At 67.6% G+C, this 22983-nt stretch carries 20 protein-coding genes; 11 read left to right on the plus strand and 9 right to left on the minus strand.

Annotated elements, in window-relative coordinates; all coding sequences use genetic code 11:
• Positions 1-82 precede the first annotated feature (82 nt).
• The 3 genes from ACE37J_RS19095 to ACE37J_RS19105 all read left to right on the plus strand — a co-directional run bounded on the left by ACE37J_RS19095 (position 83) and on the right by ACE37J_RS19105 (position 2300).
• Positions 83-580, plus strand: coding sequence for a heme NO-binding domain-containing protein (locus ACE37J_RS19095; RefSeq protein WP_409714362.1), 498 nt, complete (start codon positions 83-85; stop codon positions 578-580).
• 78 nt (positions 581-658) lie between these two features.
• The gene (locus ACE37J_RS19100) at positions 659-1618 is read left to right on the plus strand and encodes an acetyl-CoA carboxylase carboxyltransferase subunit alpha (protein ID WP_409714365.1); all 960 of its coding nucleotides are present in this window, start codon (positions 659-661) and stop codon (positions 1616-1618) included.
• Positions 1619-1895: 277 nt separating this feature from the next.
• Positions 1896-2300 (plus strand): carboxymuconolactone decarboxylase family protein, encoded by a 405-nt coding sequence (locus ACE37J_RS19105; RefSeq protein ID WP_409714368.1) that lies wholly within the window; start codon positions 1896-1898, stop codon positions 2298-2300.
• Here ACE37J_RS19105 and ACE37J_RS19110 read toward each other — a convergent pair.
• From ACE37J_RS19110 to ACE37J_RS19120, 3 genes are all read right to left on the minus strand, one after another.
• Positions 2287-3357: a 5-(carboxyamino)imidazole ribonucleotide synthase gene (locus ACE37J_RS19110; protein ID WP_409714371.1), complete on the minus strand. Its 1071-nt coding sequence runs from the start codon at positions 3355-3357 to the stop codon at positions 2287-2289. The genes ACE37J_RS19105 and ACE37J_RS19110 overlap by 14 nt on opposite strands.
• A complete protein-coding gene (purE, locus tag ACE37J_RS19115; protein ID WP_409714374.1) occupies positions 3350-3847 on the minus strand; it encodes a 5-(carboxyamino)imidazole ribonucleotide mutase in 498 nt (165 codons plus the stop codon). The genes ACE37J_RS19110 and purE overlap by 8 nt, the downstream gene beginning before the upstream one ends.
• Positions 3848-3909: 62 nt before the next feature.
• Positions 3910-4146 carry a YdcH family protein gene (locus ACE37J_RS19120; RefSeq protein ID WP_409715481.1) on the minus strand — a complete coding sequence of 79 codons (237 nt, stop codon included), beginning with the start codon at positions 4144-4146 and terminating at the stop codon, positions 3910-3912.
• Between the two features lie 75 nt (positions 4147-4221).
• Here ACE37J_RS19120 and ACE37J_RS19125 point away from each other — a divergent pair, with 75 nt between their 5' ends.
• From ACE37J_RS19125 to uvrC, 5 genes are all read left to right on the plus strand, one after another.
• A complete protein-coding gene (locus ACE37J_RS19125; protein WP_409714377.1) occupies positions 4222-5049 on the plus strand; it encodes a S49 family peptidase in 828 nt (275 codons plus the stop codon).
• 2 nt (positions 5050-5051) lie between these two features.
• Entirely contained in the window at positions 5052-5270 is a 219-nt protein-coding gene (locus ACE37J_RS19130) for a hypothetical protein (protein ID WP_409714380.1), read from the plus strand.
• A gap of 24 nt (positions 5271-5294) precedes the next feature.
• Complete coding sequence (locus ACE37J_RS19135; protein WP_409714383.1) at positions 5295-6239, plus strand: calcium/sodium antiporter; 945 nt, start codon at positions 5295-5297, stop codon at positions 6237-6239.
• A gap of 22 nt (positions 6240-6261) precedes the next feature.
• The gene (locus ACE37J_RS19140; protein ID WP_409714386.1) at positions 6262-7047 is read left to right on the plus strand and encodes an SDR family oxidoreductase; all 786 of its coding nucleotides are present in this window, start codon (positions 6262-6264) and stop codon (positions 7045-7047) included.
• Between the two features lie 460 nt (positions 7048-7507).
• The gene (uvrC, locus tag ACE37J_RS19145) at positions 7508-9337 is read left to right on the plus strand and encodes an excinuclease ABC subunit UvrC (protein WP_409715484.1); all 1830 of its coding nucleotides are present in this window, start codon (positions 7508-7510) and stop codon (positions 9335-9337) included.
• A gap of 3 nt (positions 9338-9340) precedes the next feature.
• Here the strand turns inward: uvrC and ACE37J_RS19150 are convergent, their stop codons facing one another.
• From ACE37J_RS19150 to xrtD, 5 genes are all read right to left on the minus strand, one after another.
• Positions 9341-11746 (minus strand): tetratricopeptide repeat protein, encoded by a 2406-nt coding sequence (locus ACE37J_RS19150; RefSeq protein WP_409714389.1) that lies wholly within the window; start codon positions 11744-11746, stop codon positions 9341-9343.
• A 76-nt stretch (positions 11747-11822) separates the two neighbouring features.
• Entirely contained in the window at positions 11823-12695 is an 873-nt protein-coding gene (locus ACE37J_RS19155; protein ID WP_409714392.1) for a CpsD/CapB family tyrosine-protein kinase, read from the minus strand.
• A gap of 30 nt (positions 12696-12725) precedes the next feature.
• The gene (locus tag ACE37J_RS19160) at positions 12726-14309 is read right to left on the minus strand and encodes a GumC family protein (RefSeq protein WP_409714395.1); all 1584 of its coding nucleotides are present in this window, start codon (positions 14307-14309) and stop codon (positions 12726-12728) included.
• Positions 14310-14397: 88 nt separating this feature from the next.
• Positions 14398-15285 carry an ExeA family protein gene (locus tag ACE37J_RS19165; RefSeq protein ID WP_409714398.1) on the minus strand — a complete coding sequence of 296 codons (888 nt, stop codon included), beginning with the start codon at positions 15283-15285 and terminating at the stop codon, positions 14398-14400.
• A 139-nt stretch (positions 15286-15424) separates the two neighbouring features.
• Positions 15425-17020 carry a VPLPA-CTERM-specific exosortase XrtD gene (gene xrtD, locus ACE37J_RS19170; RefSeq protein ID WP_409714401.1) on the minus strand — a complete coding sequence of 532 codons (1596 nt, stop codon included), beginning with the start codon at positions 17018-17020 and terminating at the stop codon, positions 15425-15427.
• A 482-nt stretch (positions 17021-17502) separates the two neighbouring features.
• Between xrtD and ACE37J_RS19175 the strand changes: the two genes are divergently transcribed.
• On the plus strand, positions 17503-18066 hold the full coding sequence (locus ACE37J_RS19175) for a VPLPA-CTERM sorting domain-containing protein (RefSeq protein ID WP_409714404.1): 564 nt from the start codon (positions 17503-17505) through the stop codon (positions 18064-18066).
• An 87-nt stretch (positions 18067-18153) separates the two neighbouring features.
• On the opposite strand, the gene ACE37J_RS19180 is transcribed toward ACE37J_RS19175, so the two are convergent.
• Positions 18154-19479: an ATP-binding protein gene (locus tag ACE37J_RS19180; RefSeq protein WP_409714407.1), complete on the minus strand. Its 1326-nt coding sequence runs from the start codon at positions 19477-19479 to the stop codon at positions 18154-18156.
• 61 nt (positions 19480-19540) lie between these two features.
• Here ACE37J_RS19180 and ACE37J_RS19185 point away from each other — a divergent pair, with 61 nt between their 5' ends.
• Entirely contained in the window at positions 19541-20491 is a 951-nt protein-coding gene (locus ACE37J_RS19185) for an MBL fold metallo-hydrolase (RefSeq protein ID WP_409714410.1), read from the plus strand.
• Positions 20492-20571: 80 nt separating this feature from the next.
• Entirely contained in the window at positions 20572-22983 is a 2412-nt protein-coding gene (locus ACE37J_RS19190) for an FAD-dependent oxidoreductase (RefSeq protein WP_409714413.1), read from the plus strand.

Genomic DNA, 22983 nt, shown 5'->3' on the forward strand with positions numbered 1-22983 from the left:
CGTGCATTTTGGCGCTTCCGCGCCGCATAGGCCCGCCACTATATCCGGCGCTCAGGTTGTGGAGTGTCACGGCGGGTGAGAGATGCTGGCGATGATGGAGACGGAACTCAGGGATTTCGCCCGGGACGTGGCGGCTCCCGACGCTTTCGCGGCTTTTCTCGCCGGCCCCGGCGCAGCCCTTCCGGACCGGCTCGGCCGACTCGCCTATCTTACCGGCGAGCGGCCTGGCGAGATAAGCCGCGCCTTCGGGCGGCGGTTGTTCGAGCGCTTCGTTTCCCTCTATCCGGACTTCGTGCCGCTCAGCGTCACGGCGCTGGATTATCTCGAACATATCGAACGGCATGTGCACGAGGAGATCCGCGCGCTCTATCCCGAGGCGCGACCCCCGCGGCTATGCTGCGTGCGGCTTTCGCCCACCCGCCTCCTGATCCGCTACTGGTCTGCGACGCCTGCGGCTGAGATGTGCGAGGGGATGATCGAGGCCGCGCTCGCGCATTTCGAGACGCGAGCGATGATCAGCCGGCGCGAGGCGAAGGACGCCGCGGCGGTGTTCGAGGTCTCCCTCGTGACGGACGACTGAGCGCTGCGGCGCGGGGCGAATTGCAATCGCCCCGATCGAGGCCCTATATCCCCGCGACCGGCCCGGACGGAGCGCAGGATGCAGACCTATCTCGAATTCGAAAAGGACCTCGCGGACCTCGAGGGCAAGGCGGCGGAACTTCGAGCGATGGCGCGAAAGGGTGGCGGCGTTGATGTCGAGGGAGAGGCGAAGCTGCTGGACGGCAAGGCCGCCGCGATGATGGCCGATCTCTACGGCAATCTCGACCCCTGGCGGAAATGCCTCGTCGCACGCCATCCTGACCGTCCGCATGCGATCGACTATATTGATGCGCTTTTCGACGAGTTCACGCCGCTGGCGGGGGACCGCAACTTCGCGGAGGACGCCGCGGTGATCGGCGGCCTCGCCCGGCTCGACGACAAGGCCGTGATGGTGATCGGGCAGGAAAAGGGGAATGACACGAAATCCCGCATCGAGCGGAATTTCGGCATGGCCCGGCCCGAGGGCTATCGCAAGGCCGCGCGCCTCCTGGCGCTGGCTGACCGGTTCGGCGTCCCCGTGGTCACGCTGATCGACACGCCGGGCGCCTATCCCGGCAAGGGGGCCGAGGAGCGGGGGCAGGCCGAGGCCATCGCCCGCTCAACCGAAATGTGCCTCCGCCTCGGCGCGCCGCTCGTCTCCGTAGTGATCGGGGAGGGGGGGTCAGGCGGCGCCGTCGCCCTTGCGGCGGGGGATCGGGTGGTGATGCTGGAGCATTCGATCTATTCCGTCATCACGCCCGAGGGCTGCGCTTCCATCCTCTGGAAAAACGCCGAGAAGATGCGGGAGGCCGCAGCCGCGCTTCGCCTCACCGCGCAGGACCTGCGGAAGCTCGGCGTGGTGGACAGGATCGTGAAGGAGCCCGTGGGCGGCGCGCAGCGCGACCGTGTGGCCACGATCCGCGCCGTGGGCGAGGCCATAGCACAGGAGCTCGCCTCGCTCTCGAAGAAGAGCCCCGCCGAACTCCGCGCCGCGCGCCGCCGCCGCTTCCTCGAAATGGGCGACGCCACCCTCGCATGATTGGCGGGATCGGGCGCATTTCCGCGGCTCAGATCAGATTTTCGGCGGATTCCGCTTTTCAGAAGCGGGCCGAGACCCCATGATGTCAGGTGACCGGGTGGGAATTGGCGCTCGGTCGGACAGTCCGAGAGGAGTCGTCAACGTGAAATGGTCAGACCTCGCCGACGCGCTGAACGAATGGCTCGACCGTCTTGCGGGAACGCCCGCGCCGCGGCCGATCCCCGTACGGGCGGATGATCGGCGAGGCCCCAAGCGTCCGCGGCGCTGACGCCGTTCCATGGCCGTTCTGCCCCGGCTCGAAGACGAACACCTGTCCGCCGAGGCGGCGACGGTCTTCGCCGATATCCGCGCCAGCCGCGGTTCCGATTTCGTAAATGATTTCTGGCGGGTTCTCGCACACGATCCGGACTTGCTGAAAGCGACATGGGAGCGGCTCAAGGCCGTGATGGCCCCGCGTGAGGGCGGGCTCGATCCGCTCACGAAGGAACTAGTCTATCTCGCCGTCTCAACAGCGAACGGCTGCTCCTACTGCGTCCATTCCCATACGGCCGCCGCCCGCGCGAAGGGGCTCACCGAGGCGCAGCACGGCGAGTTTCTCGCCGTGGTGGCGATGGCGGCGACGACCAATGCGCTGGTCGATGGGCTCCAGGTCGCTCCCGACGAGGTCTTCAGGCGCGGCTGAGCCGCGTCACATGCCCCATCTTCCGCCCCGGCCGGGGCTCCGCCTTGCCGTACAGATGCAGCGCGGCCCCGGGCTCCGCGGACAGGCGGGCCCAGGCGCCGGCTTCGTCCCCGATCAGATTCTCCATTACCGCGTCTGCATGGCGCGAGGGGTCTCCGAGCGGCCAGAGGCAGATGGCCTTGATGTGCTGCCGGAACTGGTCGGTCGCCGTCGCCTCGATTGTCCAGTGCCCTGTATTGTGGACGCGCGGCGCGATCTCGTTGACGAGAAGCCGGCCCTCCGCCGTCTCGAAGAACTCGACGCCGATCACGCCCACATAGTCGAGCGCGGCGAGAATGCGCCCAGCTATTTCCCGCGCCGCCTGCCGCACCGCAGGCGCTGAGTGGGCGGGAACGGTCGTGCGGCGGAGGATGCCGCCCTCGTGGACGTTCTCTCCCGGGTCGAAGGCGGCCACTGCGCCATCCGCGCCGCGCGCGGCGATGACGCTGATCTCCCGTGCGAAGGGCACGAAGCCTTCGAGCACGGCGGGCGCGCCCGCCATTGCGGCAAGGGCCGCCGGGGCGTCCTCCGCGCGCATGATTCGCGCCTGCCCCTTCCCGTCATAGCCCAGGCGGCGCGTCTTTAGGATCGCGGGCGCGCCGATCCGGGCGAGAGCGACGGCGAGGCTCTCCGCATTCATGACCGGCGCGAAGGGCGCCGTCTCCACCCCGATCCCGTTCAGAAAGGTCTTTTCGTCGATCCGGTCCTGCGCTGCGGCAAGTGCGCGGCGCCCGGGGCGGACGGGGGCAAAGGGCTCGACCGCGTCCACCACGGAGGCCGGCACGTTCTCGAACTCGTAGGTCACGACATCCACTGCGCGCGCGAAGGCCGCCAGTGCGGCTCCATCCTGCCAGTCGCCGCGGGTGAAGCGGGCGACGTCCGCCGCCGGGGGCGCGTCCTCCGGCGCGTAGACATGGGCGCGGAGGCCGAGCTGCGCCGCGGCGATGGCGAGCATCCGCCCGAGCTGCCCGCCGCCGAGAATGCCGACCGTTCCGCCCGGCGGAACCGCATCAGCCATCGGAAGGCTCCTCCGCCACGGCGGCGGACTGCGCAGCGCGCCAGGCGTCAAGCCGCGCGGCCAGCGCCGGGTCGGTCGTCGCAAGGATTGCGACGGCGAGAAGGCCGGCGTTCGCCGCGCCTGCCTCCCCGATGGCGAGGCAGCCGACGGGCACACCCTTCGGCATCTGCACGATGGAGAGAAGCGAGTCCTGGCCCGAAAGAGCCTTCGACTGTACGGGCACCCCGAGAACCGGAATGCGGGTCTTGGCGGCCAGCATGCCCGGAAGATGCGCCGCGCCGCCTGCGCCGGCGATGATGACGCGGAGCCCGCGCGCGGCCGCGGCTTCGGCATAGGCGAACATCCGGTCCGGCGTCCGGTGGGCGGAGACGATTTTCGCCTCGTGCGGCACGCCGAGCGCTTCGAGCATCTCGGTAGCGCGCCGCATGGTCGGCCAGTCGGACTGGCTGCCCATCAGCACGCCGACTAGCGGGGGGACGGCGTCATTCATCCTGGGCTCCCTGTGTCAGCACCGGGGCTATAGGAAGGGCCGGGCCGGGCCGCAAGGCGGGATCAGGCGATGATGTCCGGCGTCAGGATGTCGCTCAGCCGGCGTATCTCGTCCTTGAGGGCCAGCTTCTGCTTCTTCAGGCGCCTCAGATCAAGGGAGGAGCGGCCCGCCACGGTCGCCTCGAGCGCGGCGATTGCATCGTCGAGCGCCCGGTGCCGGCGGCGCAATTCGTCCAGCTTGAAGCGGAGGACGTCGTCCTCGCCCATCAGGTTGGGCGTTGCGTCGTTTTCCCCCGTCATGTCCCGCATGTCACCCCGCGATAGAGAGGCGGCGAAGATGTTGCCGCAGCGCCGCTTCACCACTAAGTAGCCGCCATGTTGAACGCTCTCCGCGACGGATTCGCAAGCCTGAAGACGCGGCCGCCGCTGGTAAGCGTGCTTCGGCTGAACGGCGCCATCGGCGGCGCCGGGTTCGGTCGCGGCCTGACGGATGCGGCGCTGGCGCCGCTTGTCGAACGCGCCTTCGCGCCTCGCCGCCTCGCCGCCGTCGCCCTCTCGATCAATTCGCCCGGCGGCTCCCCGGTGCAAAGCGCCCTGATTGCTGCGCGCATAAGGCGGAAGGCGGAAGAAAAATCAGTCCCCGTCATCGCCTTCTGCGAGGATGTGGCGGCTTCCGGCGGCTACTGGCTCGCCACGGCGGCGGACGAGATCTATGCGGACGACAATTCGATCGTCGGCTCGATCGGCGTTATCTACGCCGGTTTCGGTTTTCATGCGCTGCTGGAGCGGCAGGGCGTGGAGCGTCGTGTGCACACGGCCGGCCGCTCGAAGTCCCTGCTCGACCCTTTCCGGCCCGAGAAGCCGGAGGATGTGGAGCGAATCGTCAGCCTCCAGACAGTGATCCACGAGAACTTCATCACTCAGGTGAAGAGCCGCCGCGGCGCCCGGCTGCCCGAGGGCACGGACCTCTTCACCGGCGATATCTGGGTGGGCCGGCAGGCGGTCGACGTCGGTCTGGTCGACGGGCTGGGGCATCTCGTACCCGTGATGAAGGCGCGGTTCGGGGAGAAGATCCGCTTCTCCGTCATCTCTCCGAAGCGCGGCTTCTTGCAGCGTCTCGGCGCGCCAGGGGTGGAGGAGAGCTTCGCCGCCGCAGGGCGCGTGATCGAGGAGCGGGCGCTCTTCGCCCGCTACGGTCTCTGATCTTGCTGACGAAGGTTCTCATCTTTCTCGCCGTGCTGATCGGCGTCTTCGTGGTCGCCCGGCTGGGCGCGGCGAGCGCGCTGCCGAAACGCCTGCGGCGCGGTGACAGATCGAAGCCCGGCAAGGTGCGCAAGGCGGAGGATCTCCGCCCCTGTCCGGTTTGCGGCGCATGGTCCGCTGCCGGCGAAGGCTGCCAGTGCGGCGGCGCGCCGACCCCGTGAGCTTCAACCAGTGAGCCCTTCGCCATGCTGACAGACCTCGCCCTCGTCGCCGCCGGTCTTGCGCTGCTCGTCTTCGCGGGCGACGCGCTGGTGCGCGGGGCGGTGGCGCTCAGCCTCCGGCTCGGGGTGCCGGCGCTCGTCGTCAGCCTTACCGTGGTCGCGTTCGGCACGTCGGCGCCGGAGATGCTGGTCTCCGTCCAGGCGACGCTCGACGGGGCCACAGGCCTCGTTTTCGGAAACATCGTCGGTTCGAACATTGCCAACATCCTTCTTATCATGGGCGTTCCGGCGCTGATCTCGCCGATCCTCGTCAGTCAGAAGGGAGTGATGCGAAACTTCGTCGTGATGATCGGCGCTTCGCTTCTTCTCATTGCGGCCTGTTTCTTCCTCGGCGGCGTGTTCTTCTGGACCGGGCTTCTCTTCCTCGTCCTGCTCGCCTTCATGATCTATGACGCGTACCGCCTCGGAAAGGCGGGGCGGATCGAGATCGAGCTGGAGGAGGGAGACGAACACATGCGGCCGCTCGTGGTCGCGGCCTGTATCCTCGGCGGCGTGGTGTTTCTGCCATTGGGCGCGCATCTCCTCATCGAGGGCGCAAGGGGCGCCGCGCTCGCCTTCGGCGTCTCCGAGGCGGCGATCGGCCTCACCCTTGTCGCTGTCGGAACCTCGCTTCCGGAACTGGCGACCACCGTGATGGCTGCGGTGCGACGTCAGGCCGATGTCGCCGTCGGAAATGTCGTCGGCTCCAACATCTTCAACATTCTCGCTGTGTTTGGCGTCGCCGCGCTCGTCGGCCCGCTGCCGACCCCCGCCGGCTTCCTTGAACTCGATCTCTGGATCATGCTCGCCTCTTCCCTCCTGCTCCTTCCCTTCATCGCGCTGCGCCTCCCGGTTGCTCGTCTCGCGGGACTCGCCTTCCTGACGGCCTATGTCGTCTATTGCGTCCTCGCGCTCGGCCCGAGGATGTGAAGGGCAGCTGAGGGAGAGGGGCATGAGTCCGGGCGCGGCGTTGGTGACGGGCGGGGCAAAGCGGCTCGGGCGCGCTATGGCGCTCGCCCTGGCCGCGGACGGATGGGATGTCGCCTTCAGCTGGCTCGGCTCTCAGCCGGAGGCGGAGGAGACGGCGGAGGCGATCCGCGCGCTCGGTCGCCGCGTCGCGCCCCTTCGCGCCGACCTCACCGAGGAGGCGGAGACGGACGCGCTCCTTCCCGCTGCAGCCGCGGCGCTGGGCCGGCCTCTGACCTGCCTTGTCAACAACGCGTCGATCTTCGAGTTCGACGACATGGCGAGCGCAACGCGCGCGAGCTGGGATCGGGCGATCGAGAGCAATCTCCGCGCTCCGGTCCGGTTGACCCAGCTCTTCGCGGCCCAGGCGCCGAAGGCGGCGCCTGACGCGGCCGGGGAGCCTGAGGCGCGCGCCGTTGTCGTCAACATGATCGACCAGCGCGTGCTGAAGCCGACGCCGATGTTCCTGTCGTACAGCGTCGCGAAACATGCGCTCTGGGCCTTCACCCGCATGGCGGCGCAGGGCCTCGCGCCCGACATCCGGGTTGCGGCCATCGGGCCGGGGCCGACATTGCAGGGCGCGCGGCAGAGCGCCGGACACTTCGCCGCGCAACGGGCGGCGACGCCGCTCGCCCGCGGCGCGGGCCCGGATGAGATCGCCGCGGCGCTCCGCTTCATTCTCGCAACCCCCGCCTTCACCGGCCAGATGCTCGCGCTGGACGGCGGGCAGCATCTCGCCTGGGAAACCCCGGATGTTCTTGGAGTCGAGTGAGTTGGCGAGTGTCGCTGAGGCGCCTTCGGAGCTGCAGTGCGGGGTGGACTTTTCATGTTTTCCACTCGACGGCGTAGGCCGTACGATTCGCCGCCGGCAAGCGGAACGGCCCTTTTGCGACAGAGTCGACATTGAAAAGTGGCATTGAAAACAATATCTTACAGTTGACGCCCAAAAAATAGGCATGGTGACAAAACCGTTATGATTCCATTAAGAATCCCGCTGACTCCGATTTCATCGACAGACTTATCCACAGGTTTGGTGGACAGGAAAACCGTTGAACCGGTTCCCGATTTGAGGCAGCCGGAACTCGGGGGAGATTCGCGCATGAGATGCGGATCCCGCGCACGAATTTCTGCCGGAGGTTGATCAGCCCGTGTCTGAAGAAACCGCAGGAGGCAAGGCCGCAGCCGGCTTCGAAGAGGAGCAGGCGCGCCTCGGGCGAGAGACCGGGGCGGAGGTGATCCGGTCGTACCTTTCGTCCCTGCCGGCGCGGCCGGGCGTCTACCGCATGCTCGGCGCGAAGGGGGAGGTGCTCTATGTGGGGAAGGCGCGTTCGCTCCGCGCCCGCGTCTCGAACTATGCGCGCTTGCAGGGCAACTCTCCGCGCATCCAGCGGATGATCGAGGCGACGGCCTCGATGATGTTCGTAACGACGCCGACGGAGATGGAGGCGCTGCTGCTCGAGGCGAACCTCATCAAGCAGCTTAAGCCGCGCTACAATGTCATACTGCGGGACGACAAGAGCTTCCCGCACATCCTCCTGACGGGGGACCATGCCTATCCGCAGATCGCGAAGCATCGCGGCGCGCGTGCGCGCAAGGGGCGATATTTCGGCCCCTTCGCCTCTGCGGGCGCCGTGAACCGGACGCTGAACCAGTTGCAGAAGGCGTTCCTGCTTCGCACCTGCTCCGACTCCGTGTTCGAGAGCCGGACGCGCCCCTGCCTCCTCCACCAGATCAAGCGCTGCGCCGCTCCCTGCGCCGGGTTGATCGACGAGGCGGGCTACGCCGCGCTCGTCGAAGATGCGGAGCGCTTTCTGGAGGGGCGCTCGACCTCGGTCCAGGAAGAGCTGGCCGACCGGATGCGCGCGGCGTCCGCCGCGATGGAGTTCGAGCAGGCGGCGATCTACCGTGATCGCATCGCCGCGTTGACCCGCGTCCAGCAAGCGCAGGGCGTCAATCCGGAAACGGTCGAGGAGGCCGATGTCGTCGCCGTCCACGCCGAAGGCGGGCAGGCCTGCGTCCAGGTCTTCTTCTTCCGCAGCCACCAGAACTGGGGCAACCGCGCCTATTTCCCCCGCGCCGGCGCACATGTGCCTGAGGAGGAGATCCTCGCCGCCTTCCTGGCCCAGTTCTATGGCGGCAAGATGCCGGCGCGGCTGATCCTCACGAGCCACGAGCCGGAGGATGCGGACCTCGTCGCCGCCGCGCTTTCCGCAGCGGCGGGCCGCAAGGTCACGCTCGCACGGCCGGCGCGCGGGGAGAAGCGCCTCCTCGTCGATCATGCGCTGACGAATGCGCGCGAGGCGCTCGCGCGGCGCATGGCGGAGGGCGCGGCGCAGGGCAAGCTGCTTGCGGGCCTCGCCGAGGCCTTAGGCCTGGAGGCGCCGCCGCGTCGGATAGAGGTCTACGACAACAGCCACATACAGGGCGCGCACGCCGTCGGCGCGTTGATCGTCGCGGGGTCGGAAGGGTTCGACCGCAAGTCGTATCGCAAGTTCAACATCCGCGGCGAGGAGCTGACGCCGGGAGACGATTTCGGCATGATGAAGGAAGTGCTCACCCGCCGCTTCAAGCGCCTTCTCAAGGAGGATGCGGACCGGGAGGGCGCGGACTGGCCCGATCTTGTCCTGATCGACGGCGGCGCCGGGCAGGTCTCCGCTGCGGCCGAGGCGCTTGCCGCGCTCGGGGCCGCCGACGTGCCGCTTGTCGGCGTCGCCAAGGGTCTGGATAGGGACGCTGGCAAGGAGGAGTTCCACCGGCCGGGCGGCGCGCGCCCCTTCGCCCTGCCGCATCGGGATCCGGTGCTCTATTTCGTCCAGCGGCTGAGGGACGAGGCGCACCGCTTCGCCATCGGCGCACACCGCGCGAAGCGCGCTGCGGCCATCGGGAAGACCCCGCTCGACGAGGCGCCGGGGATCGGCCCGGCGCGGAAACGCGCGCTCCTCGCCCATTTCGGCTCGGCCAAGGCGGTGGCGCGTGCGGGCGTCTCTGACCTTATGGCGGTGGAAGGCATTTCGCGCACGATGGCCGAAAGCCTCCACGCCTTCCTGAACGGCGACGCCTGAGCCTTACTGCGCCGGCGGCAACCCTTCGAGCACGCCTCTTGCCGCCTCGTAGCGGGAGAAGCCCTCCGGCCCCGTAGCCACCGCGGCCTCCAGATGCGGGCGCGCCGCAGCGGCGTCACCCAGCGCCGCGTAGACCGCACCGATATGGTAGCGGACATAGGGATTGTCGGGCAGTCCATCCGCAGCGGGAATCAGGTGGCGAAGCGCAAGCTCGCTGTCGCCGTTGAGGTGCTGGACCCAGCCAAAGGTGTCCTGGAACGCGGGAACTTCGATGTTCCTGAGCACGACGCTGATCCGCGCCGCCTCGGCGATCGCCTCAGGGTCGTCCGACTTGTGCTCCGTTAGCAGGCTGGCGAGGTTGTTCGCGGCCACGAGGGAAGTCGGCTGTTCCTCGAACATCGCACGGTATTGTGCGATGGCCTCGTCGAAGCGCCGCGCGCCTTCGTGAATACCGCCAATGAAGAGCCGCAACATGCCGGTGGATGAGACCGTGGCGATGGCCTCTTCCGCTGCGGCGATCGCCGCCGCCTCGTCGCCCTTCGACATGAGCACCCGCGCAAGGGTCAGAGCGGCCGCCGGGTCGGTCGGATCCGCAGCCACAGCCGCCCGGTAATCGGCTTCCGCCGCCTCGAGATCGTCTTCCGAAGCGGAGAGGAATCCGCGCAGCAGGAGCGCGCGGGCGTTGGCCGGGTTCTCCGTCAGCACATCGTTGAGGAATGTCCGAGCCTCGTCGATCCGCCCCGCGCGGGCATAGACCTGAATGATGGAGGCGAGCGTCGAATCCTGCCCCTCGCCGCCCTCGGCCAGTTCGCCGAGCAACGCCAGGCTTTCGTCGAACCGCTCCCGCCCCGTGAGCGAAGCGGCGCGCACGCGCTGCGCGGTGTCCTTGTCGACGCTGGCGAGCCTGTTCGAGGTCTCCTCCGCGCCCACCCAGTCGCCTGCGCGCAGCTGCGCGGCGGCGAGTTCCGTCAAGAGCGTTTCGTCCGAGGGATGCCTCGCCACCGCCTCGGCCAGGACCGTGAGGATCGCGTCGCTCCGCTGGCGAAGCCGGAGATAGGAAACGTATTCCATCGTGACCTCGGGCGCATAACCCGAGGCGCGCATCGCGCTCGCGAAGTTCTCGCCGGCGAGATCGGCATTGCCGGCGCGCATGTTGGTCCTGCCGGAGAGAAGCAGAAGCTGGGCGTTGTCGGGCGCGGAGGCGAGCGCTGCGCGCGCGTCGAGCAGCGCCGCGTCATACTCTCCGGCGTCATAGCGCAGCGCGGAGCGGATCGCGAGCGCGTCCACATTCGCCGCGTCCGCCTCCAGCACGGTCTGCACCAGCGCGAGCGCGTCCTCGCGCTTCTCGTCTCGCAGGAACTGCCGGGCCAGAATGAGCCGGATCGAATTCGCTACGTCCGCATTCGCCGCCTCCCGTTCGATCATGCTCTCCAGCCGGGCCTTCGCCTCGTCCTTCGCCCCCACGGCATAGTCGAGCTCGGCCAGCGCAATTTCGAACGGCGCCTTGTCCGCCCGGGATTCGACGAGCGACGCAAGCTCGGCGCGCGCGGCGTCGATTCCGGAGACGCTGTTGAGAAACTGAACGACCGCCAGCGCGGGCTGCGGATCGTCCGGCGCGGCTTCGGCGATGGCGCGAAGCTCGGCCTCGGCCAGGTCGAACTCGTCGCGGCGGATGTGCAACTGGGCAAGCCCGCGGCGCAGCACGACCTGATCCGGGAAGCGGCTCACCATCTCCCGCATGTAGGCGATCAGCGCCTCTTCGTCGCCTTCCTGCTCGACGATCTGGAGCTTGACCAGAGCCACGCCGAGATCCTCCGGCGCGCGCGTGGTGATGTCGTCCGCGATAGCCCGCGCCCCCGCAGCGTCGCCCGCCTGGAGCCGCTCGCCGATCAGCACGGCATGGGCAGTCGGGTTGTCCGGATCGAGCGCGATCGCCGCTTGGGCGAGTTCTACGGCGTTGGCGAAGTTGCCGAGGCGGAGTGAAACGCCGGCCTTGAGCACCATCGCCGCCACATCCTGCGGCGCCGCGGCGAGGGCCTCGTTGGCGTTGGTCAACGCCTCGTCGAGGCGGTTGCCCAGCATCATCATCTGGCCGACCTTGACGAGGGCGTCGACATTGGTCGGATCCGACTCCAGCACCTTGTTCAGATGCGCGAGCATGGCGGGGAAATTGCGCTGTCCCTCATAGATCGTCGCCATGCCCATGTGGGCCTTGACGTTGTTCGCGTCGAGAGAAAGCGCGTTGCGCAGTTCGAGCGTCGCCTTCTCTGGAGCGCCGGCCGCGAGATGCTCCTCGGCGTTGGCGAGATGGCGCGCAAGGCGGTCCTCCGCGCTGTCACAGCCTGCAAGAGCAAGCCCTGCGGCGAGTGTGAGGGCGACTCGAAGGGGGCCGGAACGTCTGAATTTCATGGCAAGCACCTCATTCTGTCAGGGGAACGCAGCGCGCGGTCTGCATCGCGCCGCGGGCTAGTTCCTGGCCCGGCCCTCAGACATATTCGTAACCTTCGCGTGTCATGCCCACTTCCGCCTTGTTCAGGATCACGCCAAGGAAATTCGTGTGGCCCGTGAACATGCGCTCGCAATCCTCGATCTCCTTCGCCGTTGTCTGGCCGGCGGCGGCGACAAGGATGACGCAGTCGACATAGGATAGGAACGCCATGGCGTCGTCGCTCACGAGCATCGGCGGCAGGTCGCAGATCACCACGTCCGGCTTCATCCGCGTCATCATTGAGGAAAGAACCTTCCCTGTCTTTTCGTCATGGATGAGCTCGGCGGAATCCCGCACGCGCTCTCCATTGAGGCCGATGGCGAGGTTCTCGCCATAGCGGACGATGGCGCTCTCGAGCGGGCTCCGTCCGGACAGAAACCACGAAATCGGCTGTGCGCCCTCGGGCGCGAAGGTCCGCGTCAGCTCGGGCGACTTCAGGTCCATGTCGAGCAAGAGCGTCCGCAGGTCGGGTTGGCGCGCGAAGCTGAGCGCGAGGTTGGCGGCGACGAGCGTCTTCCCGCAACCCTTCCGGGGCGAGGTTACCGCGACGCGGTTCCAGCCGTTGTCCCTGAACGCCTTGATCATTCGCGTTCTGAGCACATCGAAGGCGATATGCGCGGGGTCTGACTTGTCATGCGTGACGATGCGCCGGTTCGCGACGAGCGGCTGCCGGAGGCGGATCTCCTTCAGCGATGCCCAGAGTTGATCCTCGGGCGTCGGCCGCCCGCGCCGCACGGCCGCGTCCTGCTGCGCAGGGGCCGTCGCCGAGGGCGGGGCTTGTGCGGCCGGCTGCGGGCGCGCAGCGGGGAAGGCGTCCGCCTCGCGCAGGGCGCGGGCCTTCTCGATGGCGTGTTTCAGTCTCTCGACCATCTGTCCGGGCCTCCACCCGATGCGCCGGAGTCAGAGGCGCTGTTCGATCAGCCGGAACAATTTGTCCAGGCCGCTCATCGTCATGACCTTGTCCGCCAGAAGCTCAAGCGGCAGGTAGTGCGTGTCGATCAGGTAGAGCAGTAACGGCGCCCCGATCGCCAAAACCCCGAGAACGGCGGCGATCCGCGCCAGGCGGATCCGCCGTTCCCGTCGGGTGTGGATATAGGGGACGACGACGATCGGGCGAAGTCCGACACGTGCGTTCAGGTCCGCAGCCGTGCGGATCGACTTGTTCATCAGTTCGAGCAGGACCACAAGGCCGATCCCGAGTGCGAGCGAGGCGCCGACGCCCGCTCCCGCAATGATGGGGCGGTTTGGAGAGTCCGGGCGGGACGGAACCTGCGCCTGCTCCAGCACCACGAATCGCTCCGCCTGCTGGTTGACCTCGAGCTTTTCGCCCGTTGCGGCGGCGGCCCGTTTCGCCTGCGCGTTCCCCAGTTCCGCCTGCAGGCCGCTGAACTGTCGTTCGAGCGCCTTCAGCTCGATCTCGACCTCAGGGGCCCGCTCGATCGCCTGCCGGACCGCATCGATCTCCGCCGCCACTGTCCTGGACCGCAATTCGATCGAAGCGATCTGCTCCTCCAGCCGTTCGATCTGCCGTTGCGCCTGCCGCTTCTGCAGCATTCCGACGTCCAGAACCTCCCCCGTCGTCGGAGAGACCTGCGCCATCTCCTGCTCGAGCGCCGCGATGCGCGCCTCCAGCGCCCGGATCTGCGGATGGCTCGCCGCAAGCATGCTGCGCTGCTGGATAAGTGTGTTGCGCAGCGCATTGATCTGCTGCTGCTGCGGGGACGCTTGGGCGGTGTCAGCGCCGATGAGTCCCTGATCGAGCGCAAAGAGCGCTTCCTGCCGCTGGCTGGTGAGCGCTGCGAGCTCCTGTTCGAGATTGAACGCGGTGTTTTCAAGCGATGTGATTTGCGACCGGCGGAACTCTGCAGCCTCCGGCAATGAATCCGCGTTCTCACGCTTGAAGGCGATGATCTCGGCTTCGAGCGCGACCAGCGCCTGCGACAGCCGGTTCGTTTCGGCCGAGAAGAACGCCACCGTCTCCGTCGCCCGCTCCGTGCGCTGGCGCAGGTTGAGTTCCAGAACGAGCGTTACGAACTCGTTGGCCACCGCCGCGGCGACCACCGGCCGGTTGCTCCGGAAGGTGAGGTTGAGGCCCACGATCGCCGGGCCGGTGCGCCGGGAAACCGGCCCGGCGTTGAAGTCGGACAGGGTGACGCTCCGGCGCAAAGCGTCGATCTTGTTCGACATCGAGGCGTGGGGATTCTCGGAATAGAGGTTATGCTTCTCCACGATCGCGATCAGGTTTTGCCGTGTCAGCAGAATCTGCTGGAGAAACTGGAGCCGCTCCTGCGCAGAGGCGGTCACGGTGGACTGCGCCAGTTCATCGGGGATCTGCTGGCTCTCGACGATGATCCGGGCGTTGGCGGAATAGACCGGCGGCAGGATATAGGCGATGCCGACGCCCAGCGGCGCGATCGTGACGAAGAACAGCGCTATGATCCACGCGCGGCGCTTCAACGCAGCGAGGATGTTCGTCAGTGACATCGTCTTTGCCTCTCAGGCCGTTGCATGTCGTTCGCTTCGCAGGTCTCTGCGTCATGCTCGCCGCGACGTCGAAGGTGGCGCCGCAGCGTTACTTTTCGCTGACCAGCTTCGGAGTAGTTCGCGGAGCCGAAAACTGATTGTATATCCCGCGCAGTTTCGCGCTTTCCAGAAACTCGTTCAGAAGCTCCTCACCGATAACCCGGCTCTCGGCCGAATAGCCATAGAGCAGGCAGAAATCGCAGAGGATGTTGACGAGCCGCGGCACCCCGAGCGTCGCATCGTGGATCAGCTCGCAGGTTCGGGTCGGGAATATCTCCTCCGTCGCGCCGGCGATGGCGAGCCGCTTCCGGATGTACTTGACCGTCTCCGCCTTGGAGAGGGGGCCGAGATTGAAGTCCGAGCTGATGCGCTGGGAAAACTGGCGCAGCTCCGGCCGCGCGATCAGGTCGCGCAGCTCCGGCTGGCCGACGAGAATCAGCTGGAGCAGCTCGTCCTTCTCGGAGTTGATGTTCGAGAGCATCCGCAACTCTTCGAGCGACCGGACGCCGAGATTCTGCGCCTCGTCGAAGATCAGCAGCACCCTTCTCTTTTGCGCGTAGGCCTCGATGACGAAGTCCTGGAAGCGCTTGAAAAGCGCGACATAGGGTTCGTTCGCGTCGAAGGGCTGGTCGAGCGCCATCATGACCCAGTGGAGGAGCTCGCCGCGCCCATCCTGCATATTCGAGATCAGGCCGGTCGTGACATCCTCGGGCAACTCGCGCAGGAGCTTGCGCAGAAGCGTGGTCTTCCCGGCGCCCACGTCGCCGGTGATGACGGTGATCGGAGCCCGCGTCATCACGCCATACCGGAGCATGGTGAACGCCATGATGTGATTGTCGGACCAGAACAGGAAGTCCGGATCCGGCAAGGTGAGGAACGGACGTTCGGACAGGCCGAAGAACGACTCGTACATCACTGCATTTTGGTCGCCTGCCATCGCACGCTCCTCCTTGCCGTCAGAACAGCCGCCCACAGAGGCGCTGGCCGTCACGCCTTCTGCGCCTTCTACATATCACATGGTGTCAAGAATTTGTGTGCAAAGAGGCTCACATCGCCTTGTTTCAGCGCCGCATGCGTCAATTGGGGACAAACCTCGGCAGAACGTCCACAAGTTCGTCCATCAGGGCCCTCAGCCGCCTGTCCGCCTCGCCTTCCGGCTCGCCCGGGATGATCGGCGTGATGACCCGAACAAGCGAGCCGTCCGTCCGCCCGCGGGTCACGGCGTCGAGGAGCGTCATGCCCTTGGCGACGTAATCGCTCGTCATGCGCCGGCCGCGCCCGTCGAACCAGTAGTAGACAAGCTGTTGGCTCAACCCCTTCTGGATCACGGCGCGGTTCACCGGCACCGTCCGGCCGTCCGTAAGTTGCGCCTCCGTCTGCTGGATGCGCGACATCTCCCACCCGCCGGCCGGAATGCAGACTTCGGGAGAGTGTATCCCGCTGCCCTCAGTCTGCCGGTTGTAGTAGGCGATGAAGAGATCCACCGGCGCGCGCTCCTCCGGCGAGGAGAAGGTGACGGCGTGATAGTCGTCCGCGCCGAGAACGCGCTCGATGTTCGGGTCCAGAATCTCCGCCGGGCCGGAGCGCCATTCCCCCAGCGTGCGCGGAAAGAGCACGAGCCCGTCGCGGCGCGGGCTCACAACCTCCCGGTCGGGGGAAAGATGCCAGGCGGCGGCGGCGCCTGCGGTAAGGATCGCGGCCGCGAGCATCGCCTGCGATGCGCCGATCTTCAGGATGCGGCCCATCTGCTCGCCGATCCCGGTGAATTCGAGGTCCAGCGCCTCGGAAAGCGGCCGGCGATCACCGGCCAGCCGCTGCATCAGCCGCGCGAGCCCGAAGAGGATCAGCACGCAGGAGATGAAGATCACCCAGCCCTCGAAGAAGTGGAGGAAGCCCTCCGCATGCTCGATGCCGTAATTGTCGACCATGACGCCAATCACGCCGATCCTGAACGAGTTCATCAGCACGGTGATCGGCGCGGCGGAGAGGAGCAGCACCGCCTTGTGCCAGGTCGGCCCCTGATAGAGCACCGCGAAGATGTAGGAGAAGCTCATCACCGGGAAGAGATACCGGAGGCCCGAGCATGCCTCCGCCACGTGCAGCTTGTAGACCCCGAGGTCGATGATGTTCCCGTCGAGAAAGACGGGGATCCCGAGCAGCCGGATCAGCCACACGCCGATTTCTGAAGAGATGAACTGGAGGGTGATCGAGAGCTTCCAGTAGATGAAGGAAGGCAGCGGCAGCATGAACACGAGATGCAGGACCGGCGGCCAGAACTGCGCGCCATAGCGCGCGCCGAAGCCGATCAGCAGAACCGCGTAGAACCACAGAATCATCGCATAGGTCACGATGTCCGGGATCCGCGCGACATTGCCGAGGATGCCGAGAGCGAGCGTGAAGACGAGCAGCCATACGCCGGGCCATCGGTCGTTCACGACAGCCGGCGCCGGCGGCGCGGCCCGGAGCTGGCGGAGGAAGAGATAAAGGGAAAGAAGCGGAATCAGCGGGCCGTGGCTGTATTCCGGCAGGGTCCACGCGGCGAAGAGCGCGAAGAAGCCGTACCAGAAGACCGCGATCGCCGTGCCTGCTGCAAGCAGGAACAGCGCGGGTCCGGCGAAACCGGCCCGTCGCACCGCGGGTCCGACCTTCAGTTCCTCATCAAGAGACGCCATCCGCTCCACCACCTCGGGCCATGCCGCCCCAATCAAACGCGCCCGCACTACAACTTGCGACCAGACGTTACCGCAACACTTCGCCTGCAACAATTGACGAACGGTGCAAGGCTCCATGAGCACATATGCGGAGGTCCGGCAGTTGGCGGCCTGCTTTCACGCGAAAGTGAGCCTCCGAGCGACGATTCGGCCGGGTCACGCGCCGCGGCGCGACCTTCGCGGGATGGTCGTGATGATCGTTCACCTTCTGGTAGAAGCGGCCGCCGAGAATTGCGGCGTTAACGACGATCGCCCCGGGGCGTGAGTGAATGCACTTGAGTTTAATCAAATTTTCCGGCAATACGGTCGGGTGTTGTGTGGAAGGCGGCGATGTCTGTAAGCATCGCGCTTCAAGTGGGGCTATCCCTTCGGATCGCCAGTAGTTTGCTCTGAGTGCCGTCGACACACGACCGGTAGGCTTAAACCTGGCAAGGGATAACGACATGAACTTCAAGGCTCTGGGGCTCGCCGCTGCGCTCGCGGCTGCTGCCCCGCTCTCGGCTCAGGCCGTGACGACCCTCATCCCCGGCGGAACCTTCGACATCGCCTCGGACACGGAATTCGTTTTCGAGTTCGCCGGCCCGGTGTCAGGCGTGGTCGATCTGCACTTCACCTTCACGCTGACGCCGCCCCCGAACAACCGGCATGTCTTTGCGGTCCAGTTCACGGGGACGGGCGCTTCCGCCGCGAATCCGCAGCTGAACTTCGCCGCGACGAACCAGACCTACGTCGCTGGCTCCGGCTTCTCCGGGCCGACGATCTCCGACGGCGTGGTCACGGCCATCGCCACCATCGGGAACAGCACCTCGTTTCTCATGTCCGCTTCCACCGCTCTCAATTCGGTGAACGGCCTCACGCAGGTGCTCAACCTCGGCTTCCTCGCTGGCCCTGGTTCGACGACGCAGATCAGCCTCAACGTTCAGTCGATCCCGCTCCCGGCGTCCGCGCTGCTTCTCATCTCCGCGGTCGCGGGCCTTGGCTTCATGTCCCGCCGCAAGGCGGCCTGATCGCTTTTCATGCCCGCGCCCATCGCGCGGGAAGGAAACAAGGAAACGGGCGCTCCGGCGCCCGTTTTCGTTTGGCCAACGGCGTCTCTAGCGCGGGGCCCGGAACCGCGCCTTGAGCCCTCCAAGCCGCTCGCTCTCGTGAAGCGAGAGCTCTCCTCCGTGGCTCCGCGCGATGTCGAGAGCGATCGAGAGGCCGAGGCCGACCCCGCCGCCCTTGTCCTGGTTGCGCGCCGCGTCCAGCCGTTCGAACGGGCGGAAGGCGAGCTCCCGCGCCGCCTCCGGTATGCCCGGCCCGTCATCTTCCACCACGAAATCCACGAATCGCCGCGTCACCCGAACCGAGATGTCGATTCGCTGCCCGAATTCCGCGGCGTTGCCGACGAGATTGGCCAGCGCCCGCTTCACCGCCATTCGCCGCATCGGCGCGGTGGGGTCGCCCGGCGTCTCGACCGTGGCGAGCACGGTGACGGCGGCTCCGCGCCGGCGCGCATCCGCCGCCACTTCTTCGGCGAGGCGCGCCGGGTCCACCGGGCTCATCTCCTCGCCCTGCTCGCCGCGCGCGAAGGCGAGAAACTCGCCCAGCATCCGCTCCATCTCGTCCACGTCGCGCCGCAGCGCGTCGACATCCTCCGCATCATCGAGCATCGCGAGTGCGAGCTTCATGCGCGTCAGCGGCGTACGAAGGTCATGGCTGACGCCGGAGAGCATCCGCGTCCGCTGCTCGATCTGTCGTTCGAGCCGCGCCTTCATGTCGAGAAAGGCGACGCCCGCCTTCCGCACCTCCTCGGCCCCGCTCGGGCGGAAGGGCGTATCCCGCCCCTTTCCGAACGCCTCCGCCGCGGCGGCGAGCTGCCTGATCGGCTGGATCTGACGACGGAGGAAGAACACGGCGACCGCCATGAGCCCGGCCGCGGTGCCGAACATCCAGAAGAGCAGGTATTCCGGGTTCGAGGCGATCATCCGGTCACGCGGGATCAACGCGCGGAGCACGCCCTTCGCCGTCTGCACGCGCGCGTCGATCATGCGCGAATCGGACACAAGATCGAGCGCGAGCGGCCGCGTCACGTCCCGCTTGAAGGCCTGCTCCACGGCCCCGCCAGCGACATCGTAAAACTCCCGAATCGCGCGCGGCTCCACGATCGCACCCTCGACAAGGCCGAAGGTCATGCCCAGCGGCTGCGCCAGTTCATCGAGCCGCGCCTGCGCATCGAGAGGGCTTTCCGTCCGCTCCACGATCTCGACGGCGTAGTTCAGTTCCTTGGCGACCACGCCGGCCATCTGCCGCGTCGCGCCCTCGAAATGTCGCTGCACGAAGACATAGGCGACCACGGCCTGCAGGATGATCACCGGCAGGACGAAGATCAGCAGCGCGCGCCCGAAGAGGCTGCGCGGAATGTATCGCTTGAAGATCATGGGCCGCCTCGTGAAAGTCCTTCATCGGGCGCCGCGCCCGGCGGTGCAATGCGGAGCGACGATGACCGACCCTTTCAACCGTGACCCGGCCGCGGAATACGGCCGCGCCGTGCGTCTGGCGCCACAGGTGCGGCGCGTCACGGCGCCCAATCCCTCGCCGATGACCTTCACCGGCACGCAGAGCTACCTTGTCGGCGAAGGCGAGGTGGTGGTGGTCGACCCGGGCCCGGCCGATCCGGCGCAGACCCGCGCGATTCTCGAAAGCCTCGACCGGGGGGAGCGGGTGGCGGCGATCCTCGTCACCCACAGCCATGTCGACCACAGCCCCGGGGCCGCACTCCTCAAGACGGAGACGGGCGCGCCCGTCTTCGCCTTCGGCCCGCATGGCGCGGGCATGAGCGCCGAGATGGCGGCGCTCGCCGCCAGCGGCGCGGAGTTCGGCGGCGGCGAGGGCGGCGACCATGCCTTCTGCCCGGACGAGACTATGCGGGATGGCGACACGGTCGAATTCGGCGGCGCGCGGCTCGTCGCGCTCCACACGCCCGGCCATCTCTCCAACCACCTCGCCTTCGCGCTGGAAGGGGAGGGCGGCGGCGTCTTCACCGGCGATCTCGTGATGGGTTGGGCCACGACCCTCGTTTCCCCGCCCGAGGGGGACATGGCCGCCTTCATGGCCTCGCTCGCGCGCATGGCGGCGCGCGGAGACGCCGTCTTCTGGCCCGGCCACGGGCACGCGGTTGAGGACCCGGTCGGGATGATCGCCCATCAGGCGGCCCACCGGCGCGGGCGGGAGGCGCAGATCGTCGCCGCGCTCGCTTCCGCGGGCGAGGCGACGCCGGCGGCGCTGACGACCGAGATCTACGCCGACGTGGACCCGCGCCTGCACGGCGCCGCCGCGCGGAACGTCTTCGCCCATCTTCTCGGACTCGTTTCCGAAGGGCGGGCGGAAGCGGAGGGCGCGCTCTCGCCGAGCGCCCGCTTCAGGCTCACGGGGCGCCCGGGCGCCGCTTAAGCGGGGCCGCCCGCCGGATTCGGGCGCGCGCCCGCCCGGCTCGCCGGGCGAGATCGGCGGGCAAGGGTGAGGAGCCGGGCATGAAGACGGAAGCGGAAGTCGTCGTTATCGGCGGCGGGGTGGTCGGCTGCTCGATCCTCTATCATCTCGCAAAGCTCGGCATGGCCGACGCCATCCTGCTGGAGCGGGACGAGCTGACCTCCGGCTCCACTTGGCACGCGGCGGCGAACATCCACGGACTGCATGACAACTCCAACGTAACGCGGCTCCAGCACTACACGATGGATCTCTACAAGGCGCTCGAGGCCGAGACGGGGCAGGGCTGCGGCGTTTTCCAGCCGGGCTCGCTCTATCTCGCACAGACCGAGGCGCGGGAGCATCAGCTGCGGCTGCAGGCGGCGAAGGCGCGGCTCTACGGCTTCGATTTCCACGAGGTGAGCCGGGACGAGGCGGAGCGGCTGCACCCGCTCGTGGATTTCACGGGAATCCGCTGCATCATGTTCGAGCCTTCGGGCGGCAATGTGGACCCGTCCGGCGTCACCCAGGCCTATGCAGCGGGCGCGCGGGCGATGGGCGCCGAGATTCGCCGCTTCACGCCCGTGACGGCGACGCGCCCCGATGGCTCCGGCTGGATCGTCGAGACGCCTGCGGGCGAAATCCGAGCGCGACGGATCGTGAACGCCGCCGGGCTCTGGGCGCGGGAGGTTGCGGCGCTCGCCGGCCTGCGCCTGCCGCTCATTCCTACAGAACACCAGTATTTCGTCACCGAGGCGATCCCGGAGATCGCGGAGATGGAGCGGCGGCTCCCCTCCGTCGCGGACCGGGACGGGGAGTATTACCTCCGGCAAGAGGGCCGCGGCCTCCTCGTCGGCGCCTATGAGCAGGACATGCGCTTCTGGGCCGAGAACGGCACGCCGCAGGGTTTTGGCCACGAGCTTTTCCCCGACGATCTGGAGCGGATCGAGCCCAACATGCTGCGCGCCATCGCGCGCGTGCCGGCGGTCGGCCGGGCGGGAATCCGCCGCGTGGTGAACGGGCCGATGATCTGGTCCCCGGACAGCGCGGCGCTGTTCGGCCCGGTCCCCGAGCTTTCCAACTACTATTGCTGCTGCGGGATCATCCCCGGCTTCTCACAATCCGGCGGGCTCGGGCGGCTGCTGGCCGAATGGATTGTCGAGGGCGAGCCTTCGATGGACCTCTTCGCCTGGGACCTTGCTCGCTTCGGAGACTGGGCGGGCCCCGCCTTCACGAAGGCGCGTGTGGCGGACCAGTACGCACGCCGCTTCTCGATCCATTTCCCGAACGAGGAACGGGCGGCGGGGCGACCCGTCCGCACCCGCCCCGCCTTCGAGGCGCAGAAGGCGGCGGGCGCCGTCTTCGGCCTCAACTACGGCTGGGAGCATCCGCTCTGGTATGCGGAGGCCCCTGGAGTCGTAGAGACGAACGGCTACGAGCGGGCGAACTGGCACGAGCCGGTCGGCCGGGAATGCCGCATGCTGCGGGAACGGGCCGGCATCATCGACATCTCCAACTTCGCAAAATACGAGGTGAAGGGGCCGGGCGCCGCGGCCTGGCTCGACGCGCTCTTCGCGAACGCCATGCCGAAGGCGCCGGGCCGGATGGCGCTGACCCCTCTGATCGGGGTCCGCGGCGGCGTGGCCGGGGATTTCACAATTGCGCGGCTCGGCGAGGAGGACTTTCTCGTCACCGGCTCGGGCATGGCCGAGCGCTATCACCAGCGCTTCTTGCACGCGGTTCCGCCGCCGGAAGGAACGACCTTTCGTTCGGTGACGGAGGAGACCTGCGGCTTCGCCGTCGCAGGCCCGCTTTCCCGCGCGCTGCTGCTGGGATTGACGGATGCAGACCTCTCGAACGCCGCCTTCCCCTTCTTCCGCGCGAGGCGCATCTCGGTCGCCGGGATCGCATGCTCGGCGCTTCGCGTCTCCTTCACGGGCGATCTCGGCTGGGAGCTGCACTGCGCAGCGCGGGACCAGCTTCGGCTCTGGCGCGCGCTTCTGGAGGCGGGCGCCCCGCTCGGCGTCGGGCCCGTCGGCTCCCGGGCGCTCGGCTCGCTCCGGATCGAAAAGGGCTATGGCAGCTGGGGGAGGGACTATTCGCCGGAACTCTGGCCGCACGAAGTCGGGCTGGATGGCCTCGTTCGCGGCGAGAAGGCGTTCCTGAACTGCGAAGCCTGGGAGGCCGCGAAGGGCCGTGCGCCGCGCGAATCGCTGGCCCTTTTCGAGATCGACGCGACGACGGCCGACGCGACCGGCGGCGAGGCGATCTTCCTCAAGAATGGCGAGCCCGCCGGCCGCGTCAGCTCCGGAGCCTATGGCTGGAGCGCGGGCAAGAGTCTGGCGATGGGGTTCCTTCTTCCCGGCGCCGCCGGGCCGGGGGACGAGGTGGACGTCTTCCTCCTTGGCCGGGCGCATGGCGCAAGGGTGCTCGCGCAGCCCGCCTTCGACCCGGAGGGCGCGAGGCTCCGCAGCTGA

The organism is Pikeienuella sp. (assembly GCF_046290545.1).
GTDB lineage: Bacteria > Pseudomonadota > Alphaproteobacteria > Rhodobacterales > Rhodobacteraceae > Pikeienuella.

What these genes read in the sequence shown, in the direction of transcription:
- xrtD (WP_409714401.1), bottom strand. Translation starts at nt 17,020, where the DNA reads ATGGCGTCTCTTGATGAGGAACTGAAGGTCGGACCCGCGGTGCGACGG.
- ACE37J_RS19100 (WP_409714365.1), top strand. Translation starts at nt 659, where the DNA reads ATGCAGACCTATCTCGAATTCGAAAAGGACCTCGCGGACCTCGAGGGC.
- ACE37J_RS19190 (WP_409714413.1), top strand. Translation starts at nt 20,572, where the DNA reads ATGAAGACGGAAGCGGAAGTCGTCGTTATCGGCGGCGGGGTGGTCGGC.
- ACE37J_RS19150 (WP_409714389.1), bottom strand. Translation starts at nt 11,746, where the DNA reads ATGAAATTCAGACGTTCCGGCCCCCTTCGAGTCGCCCTCACACTCGCC.
- ACE37J_RS19120 (WP_409715481.1), bottom strand. Translation starts at nt 4,146, where the DNA reads ATGACGGGGGAAAACGACGCAACGCCCAACCTGATGGGCGAGGACGAC.
- purE (WP_409714374.1), bottom strand. Translation starts at nt 3,847, where the DNA reads ATGAATGACGCCGTCCCCCCGCTAGTCGGCGTGCTGATGGGCAGCCAG.
- ACE37J_RS19140 (WP_409714386.1), top strand. Translation starts at nt 6,262, where the DNA reads ATGAGTCCGGGCGCGGCGTTGGTGACGGGCGGGGCAAAGCGGCTCGGG.
- ACE37J_RS19185 (WP_409714410.1), top strand. Translation starts at nt 19,541, where the DNA reads ATGACCGACCCTTTCAACCGTGACCCGGCCGCGGAATACGGCCGCGCC.
- ACE37J_RS19110 (WP_409714371.1), bottom strand. Translation starts at nt 3,357, where the DNA reads ATGGCTGATGCGGTTCCGCCGGGCGGAACGGTCGGCATTCTCGGCGGC.
- ACE37J_RS19105 (WP_409714368.1), top strand. Translation starts at nt 1,896, where the DNA reads ATGGCCGTTCTGCCCCGGCTCGAAGACGAACACCTGTCCGCCGAGGCG.
- ACE37J_RS19125 (WP_409714377.1), top strand. Translation starts at nt 4,222, where the DNA reads ATGTTGAACGCTCTCCGCGACGGATTCGCAAGCCTGAAGACGCGGCCG.
- ACE37J_RS19180 (WP_409714407.1), bottom strand. Translation starts at nt 19,479, where the DNA reads ATGATCTTCAAGCGATACATTCCGCGCAGCCTCTTCGGGCGCGCGCTG.
- ACE37J_RS19160 (WP_409714395.1), bottom strand. Translation starts at nt 14,309, where the DNA reads ATGTCACTGACGAACATCCTCGCTGCGTTGAAGCGCCGCGCGTGGATC.
- ACE37J_RS19155 (WP_409714392.1), bottom strand. Translation starts at nt 12,695, where the DNA reads ATGGTCGAGAGACTGAAACACGCCATCGAGAAGGCCCGCGCCCTGCGC.
- ACE37J_RS19175 (WP_409714404.1), top strand. Translation starts at nt 17,503, where the DNA reads ATGAACTTCAAGGCTCTGGGGCTCGCCGCTGCGCTCGCGGCTGCTGCC.
- ACE37J_RS19165 (WP_409714398.1), bottom strand. Translation starts at nt 15,285, where the DNA reads ATGGCAGGCGACCAAAATGCAGTGATGTACGAGTCGTTCTTCGGCCTG.
- ACE37J_RS19095 (WP_409714362.1), top strand. Translation starts at nt 83, where the DNA reads ATGCTGGCGATGATGGAGACGGAACTCAGGGATTTCGCCCGGGACGTG.
- ACE37J_RS19135 (WP_409714383.1), top strand. Translation starts at nt 5,295, where the DNA reads ATGCTGACAGACCTCGCCCTCGTCGCCGCCGGTCTTGCGCTGCTCGTC.